The 5,995-nt window shown below is 65.5% G+C and carries 3 protein-coding genes; all 3 read right to left on the reverse strand.

The features are described from left to right. A partial coding sequence (locus tag Q7T64_RS03355; RefSeq protein WP_304791147.1) for an efflux RND transporter permease subunit occupies window positions 1-1,791 on the reverse strand: 1,791 nt, incomplete at its 3' end. Further along, window positions 1,788-4,889, reverse strand: a complete 3,102-nt coding sequence (locus Q7T64_RS03360; protein ID WP_304791151.1) for an efflux RND transporter permease subunit — start codon at window positions 4,887-4,889, stop codon at window positions 1,788-1,790. The genes Q7T64_RS03355 and Q7T64_RS03360, both read right to left, overlap by 4 nt. Continuing rightward, window positions 4,886-5,995 (reverse strand): efflux RND transporter periplasmic adaptor subunit (locus Q7T64_RS03365; protein WP_304791154.1); only part of this gene is annotated, 1,110 nt, incomplete at its 5' end. The genes Q7T64_RS03360 and Q7T64_RS03365, both read right to left, overlap by 4 nt.

The following is a 5,995-nucleotide window of genomic DNA, read 5'->3' on the forward strand; positions in this document are numbered from 1 at the left end:
CGGGTCGCTGCGGATAATGTCGACCAATTGCTTCAACTTGCCCTGGGTGGCCTGGAAAGAAATGCTCTGGTCGGCGCGCAGGCCGGCAGTCAACTGGCCGCTGTCTTGCTGCGGGAAAAATCCCTTGGGCGCGGCCATGAACAGGTAGACGTTCATCACCACCACACTGGCCAGCACGAACATCACCAGCGACTGGTTTTCCAGCGCCCAGTCCAGGCTTTTTTCGTAGCTGCCCTGCATGCGCCTGAAGCCGCGGTCGAACGCGGCCGAGATGCGACTTTGGCGCTGCGCCTCGGGACCGGTCTTGAGCAGCCAGGCGCACATCATGGGCGTGGTGGTGAGCGAAATCACCAGCGAAATCATTACCGCCGCCGACAGCGTCAGCGCGAATTCGCGGAACAGGCGTCCCACTTGTCCGCCCATGAACAGCAACGGGATGAACACCGCCACCAGCGACACGCTGATCGACAGCACGGTAAAGCCGACTTCGCGCGCGCCCAATAGCGCAGCCTTGAAGCGGTCCATGCCGCTTTCAATATGGCGACTGGTGTTTTCCAGCACCACGATGGCGTCATCGACCACGAAGCCGGTCGCCACCGTCAAGGCCATCAGGCTCAGGTTGTTGAGTGAAAATCCCATCAGGTACATGGCGCCGAAGGTGCCCAGCAGCGACACCAGCGTGGCCACCATCGGGATCACGGCCGCGCGCAGGGTGCGCAGGAATACGCTCACGACCAGCACCACCAGCACCACGGAAATCAGCAGCGTGATCTCGATTTCGTGCAGCGAAGAACGAATCGACAGCGTGCGGTCCGACGCCACCTGCATTTTGACGTCGCCCGGCAATTGCGCCTGCAACTCGGGCAGCAGCGCGCGCACGGTATCGACGGTCTCGATGACATTGGCGCCGGGTTGCCTGCGCAGCAATACGATCACTGCCGGGTCGCCGTTGAACAGGCCCAGCGTGCGGGTGTCTTCCACGCCGTCGATCACGCGCGCCACGTCCGACAGCCGCACGGCGGCGTTGTTGCGCCAGGCGACCACCAGCTCGCGATAGTCTTTTGCGGTGGGCCGTCCGCGGCCCTGTCCGGCCGGCTGCGAATACACCTGGAAGCCGTCGTCGCCGGCTTCAATGCGGCCCTTGGGCCGGTTGGCGGAGGTCGATTGCAGGGCCGCGCGCACGTCTTCCATCGACAGGCCAAGCTGGTTCAGCACCGTGGGCAGCAGCTCGATGCGCACGGCCGGCAATGAGCCGCCGCCCAGTTCAACGTCGCCCACGCCGGCCACTTGCGACAATTTCTGCTGCACCAGGTTGGAGACCGTCTCATACACTTCGCCGGGACTGCGGGTGGCCGAGGTGAGCGCCAGGATCATGATCGGGGCGTCGGCCGGATTGACCTTGCGGTAGGTCGGATTGCTGCGCAAGGTGGCTGGCAGGTCGGCGCGCGAGGCATTGATGGCGGCCTGCACTTCGCGGGCGGCGGCATCGATCTTGCGGTTGAGGTCGAACTGCAGGCTGATGCGGGTGCTGCCGGTGCCGCTCGAGGAGGTGATTTCATTGACGCCGGCAATCGCGCCGAGCCGGCGCTCCAGCGGCGTGGCGACGCTGGTGGCCATGGTTTCCGGACTCGCGCCCGGCAGCGACGCCGACACCGAGACAATCGGGAAATCCACTTGCGGCAGCGGCGCTACCGGCAGCACGAAGAATGCGCCGATGCCGGCCAGCGCCAGGCCAACCGTCAGCAGCACGGTGGCGATCGGACGCCGGACGAATGGCTCGGAAAGATTCACGCCGCGTCTCCGGCGGCGGCGACATCTGCCGGGCGTTTGCGCCAGCGTTGCGCGAGCCGGTCAAAGCCCAGGTAAATGACGGGCGTGGTGTACAGCGTGAGCACCTGCGACACCAGCAAGCCGCCAAAAATCGACAGGCCCAGCGGCCGCCGCAATTCCGCGCCTTCGCCAAAGCCCAGCATCAGCGGGATGGCGGCAAACAAGGCCGCCATGGTAGTCATCAGGATCGGGCGCAGGCGCAGCAGCGCGGCCTGGTGGATCGCCTCGCGCGGGGACTTGCCCTCATTGCGTTCGGCATCGATGGCGAAGTCGATCATCATGATCGCGTTTTTCTTGACGATGCCGATCAGCAAAATGATGCCGATGATGCCGATCACGCCCAACTCCTGCCCGGCCAGCATCAGGGCCAGCAGGGCGCCGACGCCGGCCGAGGGCAGGGTGGACAGGATGGTGAGCGGGTGGATATAGCTTTCATACAGCACCCCCAGCACGATGTAGACGCAGATCACCGCCGCCAGGATCAGCCACAGCTGGTTCGACAGCGACGACTGGTATGCGCCGGCCGCACCAAGGAATTCGATGCTGACCGCCGCCGGCAGCTTGATGTCGCGCGCGGCTTGCCCGATGGCTTCGACTGCATTGCCCAGTGACACGCCCGCAGCGGTATTGAACCCCAGTGTGGTTGCCGGATATTGGGCGACATGAGTGACTTGCAGCGGCGCCTGCTGCACGGAAATCTGCGCCACCGAAGACAGCGGCGTGGTCTTGCCGGAACTGGTGCGCAGCGGCAACTGGCCCAGGCCTTCGGGCGACGCCAGCGTGGCCTGCTGCGCCTCCAGGATCACGCGGTACTGGTTGCTCTGCGTGAAGATGGTCGACACGATGCGCTGGCCGAACGCGTTGTACAGTGCGTCGTCAATCGCGGATGCAGATACCCCCAGCCGGGATGCGCTGTCACGGTCAATCTGCACCACCGCCGCGCCGGTATTGGCGCCGGCATCGTTGTACACATTGCGCAGTTCAGGCAGTTGCCGCATGCGCTCGGCCAGCCGGGCCGACCAGTCGCGCACGGTGGCGGTATCGACACCTTCCATCGACAAGCGGAATTGCGTCGGGCCGCGTTCGGCGTCGATGGTCAGGTCCTGGGTCGGCTGGATGAACAGGTCGACACCGGCCACCTGGGCGCCGCGCTTTTGCAGGCGATCCATGATGTCGGCCTGCGAGCCGCTGCGATCGCGCTTCAGGTTGACCAGCAGCGAGCCGGTATGCAGCATCGTGTTGTTGGCGCCATCCACACCGACCACCGAACTCAGCGATTGCACGGCAGGGTCTTCCAGCAGTTGCGCCGCCACCTGTTGCTGCAAGCTGCTCATGCGTGCGAAGGACACCGATTCACCGGCTTGCACCCGCACTTGCAACTGGCCCGTGTCCTGGGTCGGGAACAGGCCCTTGGGTATCAGCAGGTACAGCGCGACCGTCAATATCATCGTCGCCGCCGCCACCAGCAGGGTCAGCGACTGTCGCGCCAGCACCCAGCCCAGGCTGCGGTCGTAGTGGCCGACGACACGGTCGAAGCCGCGCTGGATGGCTGCGCCAAAGCGGCTGGCGGGCCGCTCGTTTTTCTCTTCCAGCCAGCGCGAGGACAGCATCGGCACCAGGGTCAGCGACACCACGGCCGAAATCAGGATAGCGATCGACAGCGTGACGGCGAATTCACGGAACAGCCGTCCCACCACGTCGCCCATGAACAGCAGCGGGATCAGCACCGCGATCAGGGATACCGTCAGCGAGATGATGGTGAAGCCGATCTGCGCCGCACCCTTCACCGCGGCCGCCATCGGCGTTTCTCCTTCTTCGATGTAGCGCGCTATGTTTTCGATCATGACGATGGCGTCATCGACCACGAAACCGGTGGCAATCGTCAGCGCCATCAGGGACAGGTTGTTCAGGCTGTAGCCGAGCAGGTACATCATCGCAAAGCTGCCGATCAGCGAGATCGGCACCGCCAGGCTGGCGATGATGGTGGCGCGCAAGCTGTGCTGGAAGGCAAAGATCACCAGCACCACCAGCACCACGGCCAGCACCAGTTCAATTTCCACATGCAGCACCGAGGCGCGGATGCCGGTGGTGCGGTCGCTCAAGATGTCGAGCTTGACGGAGGGCGGCAGCGCGTCCTGCAATTCCGGCAGGCGCGCCTTGATCGCATCGACCGTGGCAATCACGTTGGCGCCGGGCTGGCGCTGCACGTTCAGGATGATGGCTTGCTGCTTGCCCGACCAGGCGGCCAGGCGGGTGTTCTCTGCACCGTCGACCACGGCAGCCACTTCCGACAGCCGCACCGGTGCGCCATTGCGCCAGGCAATGATCAGGTCGCGGTATTCGGACGCCTGCTGCAACTGGTCATTGGCGTTGATCATGAACAGCCGGGTGGGGCCGTCGAAACTGCCCTTTGCGCTGTTGGCGTTGGCGCCGGAAATGGCGGTGCGTATCGTATCGAGGCCCAATCCGTAGGACGCCAGCGCCTGGGTGTCGGCTTGGATCCGCACTGCCGGACGCTGCCCGCCCGACAGCGTAACCAGGCCGACACCGCTGACCTGGCTGATTTTCAGCGCCAGCCGGGTGTTGACCATGTTCTGCACTTCGGTCAGCGGCAGCGTGTCGGACGTGATCGCCAGTGTCAGCACCGGCGCATCGGCCGGATTGACCTTGGCGTAGACCGGCGGCGCCGGCAGGTCGGCCGGCAGCAGCGATCCGCCGGCATTGATTGCGGCCTGCACTGATTGTTCGGCAACGTCGAGCCCGAGGCCGAGCGAGAATTGCAGCGTCACCAGCGACACGCCGGCGGCGCTGGTCGAACTCATGCGCGCCAAGCCAGGCATCTGGCCGAACTGCCGTTCCAGCGGCGCGGTCACGGTCTGGCTCATGACTTCGGGGCTGGCGCCCGGATACAAGGTCTGGACCTGGATGGTCGGATAGTCGATCTGCGGCAGTGCCGACAAGGGCAGCATGCGAAAACCGAGCAGGCCGGCCAGCACGATGGCCAGCATCAACAGGCCGGTTGCGACCGGACGATGGATGAAGGGCGTGGAGGGACTCATGGGCGAGCAGCGCCAGGGCGCCCACCCGCTGCGCCCTGGCCGCGTGCACCGGCCCGGCCGCCAGCCAGGTTGACCGGCGCGCCGTCGCGCAAACGGTCAGCGCCTTCGGTAATCACCGGCGTGCCGGCGGTCAGGCCCGACAGGATCTGCACCTTGTCGTCCAGCATCTGTCCGGCTTTTACCGGGCGCAGGCTGACGGTTTTCTGTTCCGCGTTGAGTACATAGACATAGTCGCCGGCGCTGCCATGCCGCAGCGCGGCCACCGGCACCAGCACGCTGTCGGGCAGCGTGCGCAGTTGCAGGCGGACGTTGACGAACTGACCGGGGAACAGCGTCAGGTCCTCATTCTTGAAGCGGGCCTTGGCGCGCGCGGTGCCGGTCTGCACATCGATCTGGCTATCCAGCGCCAGGAACAGGCCGCTTGCCAGTTGCCGGGTCCGTGCGCGATCCCAGGCGGCGACGCTCAACTGTTCGCCTTTGGTCAGTTGCCGGCCCAGTTCGGGAAGCTGGTCCTGCGGTACGGCGAATACGACGTCGATCGGCGCCATCTGTGTGATCACGGCGATGCCGTTGGCGTCGCCCGGACCAGTGACATTGCCCAGGTCGACGTTGCGCAAGCCGATGCGCCCGGCGATCGGCGCGGTGATCCGTGTGTAGCCCAGGTTCAGGCGCGCAACACCTTCGGCGGCACGGTCGGACATCACCGCGCCTTCAAGCTGCTTGACCAGTGCGGCCTGGGTTTCGACTTCCTGGCGCGCAATCGAGTCCTGTTCCAGCAGTGTGCTGTAACGCTTGAGTAGCACCCGGGCATTGTCGAGCAGCGCTTCGTTGCGCTGGCGCTGGCCGCTGGCCTGCAACAGGCTCAATTCGAACGGACGGGGATCGATCTGCGCCAGCAATTGTCCGGCCTTGACCGCCTCGCCTTCCTTGTACTGGATTTTCTGCAGCACGCCGGAGACTTGCGCCCGCACGATCGCCGCTGCCGGCGAGGTGATGGTGCCCAGCGCATTGATTTGCACCGGCAGGTCGGCGCGCTCGGCGCGCGCCACGCCCACGGTCGTTGGCGCACCGCCGCGGCCGCCACCGGCCCGGCCAGCCCCCGCCGG

The sequence above is a fragment of the Lacisediminimonas sp. genome (genome assembly GCF_030645335.1).
In the GTDB taxonomy this organism is placed as follows: domain Bacteria; phylum Pseudomonadota; class Gammaproteobacteria; order Burkholderiales; family Burkholderiaceae_D; genus Lacisediminimonas.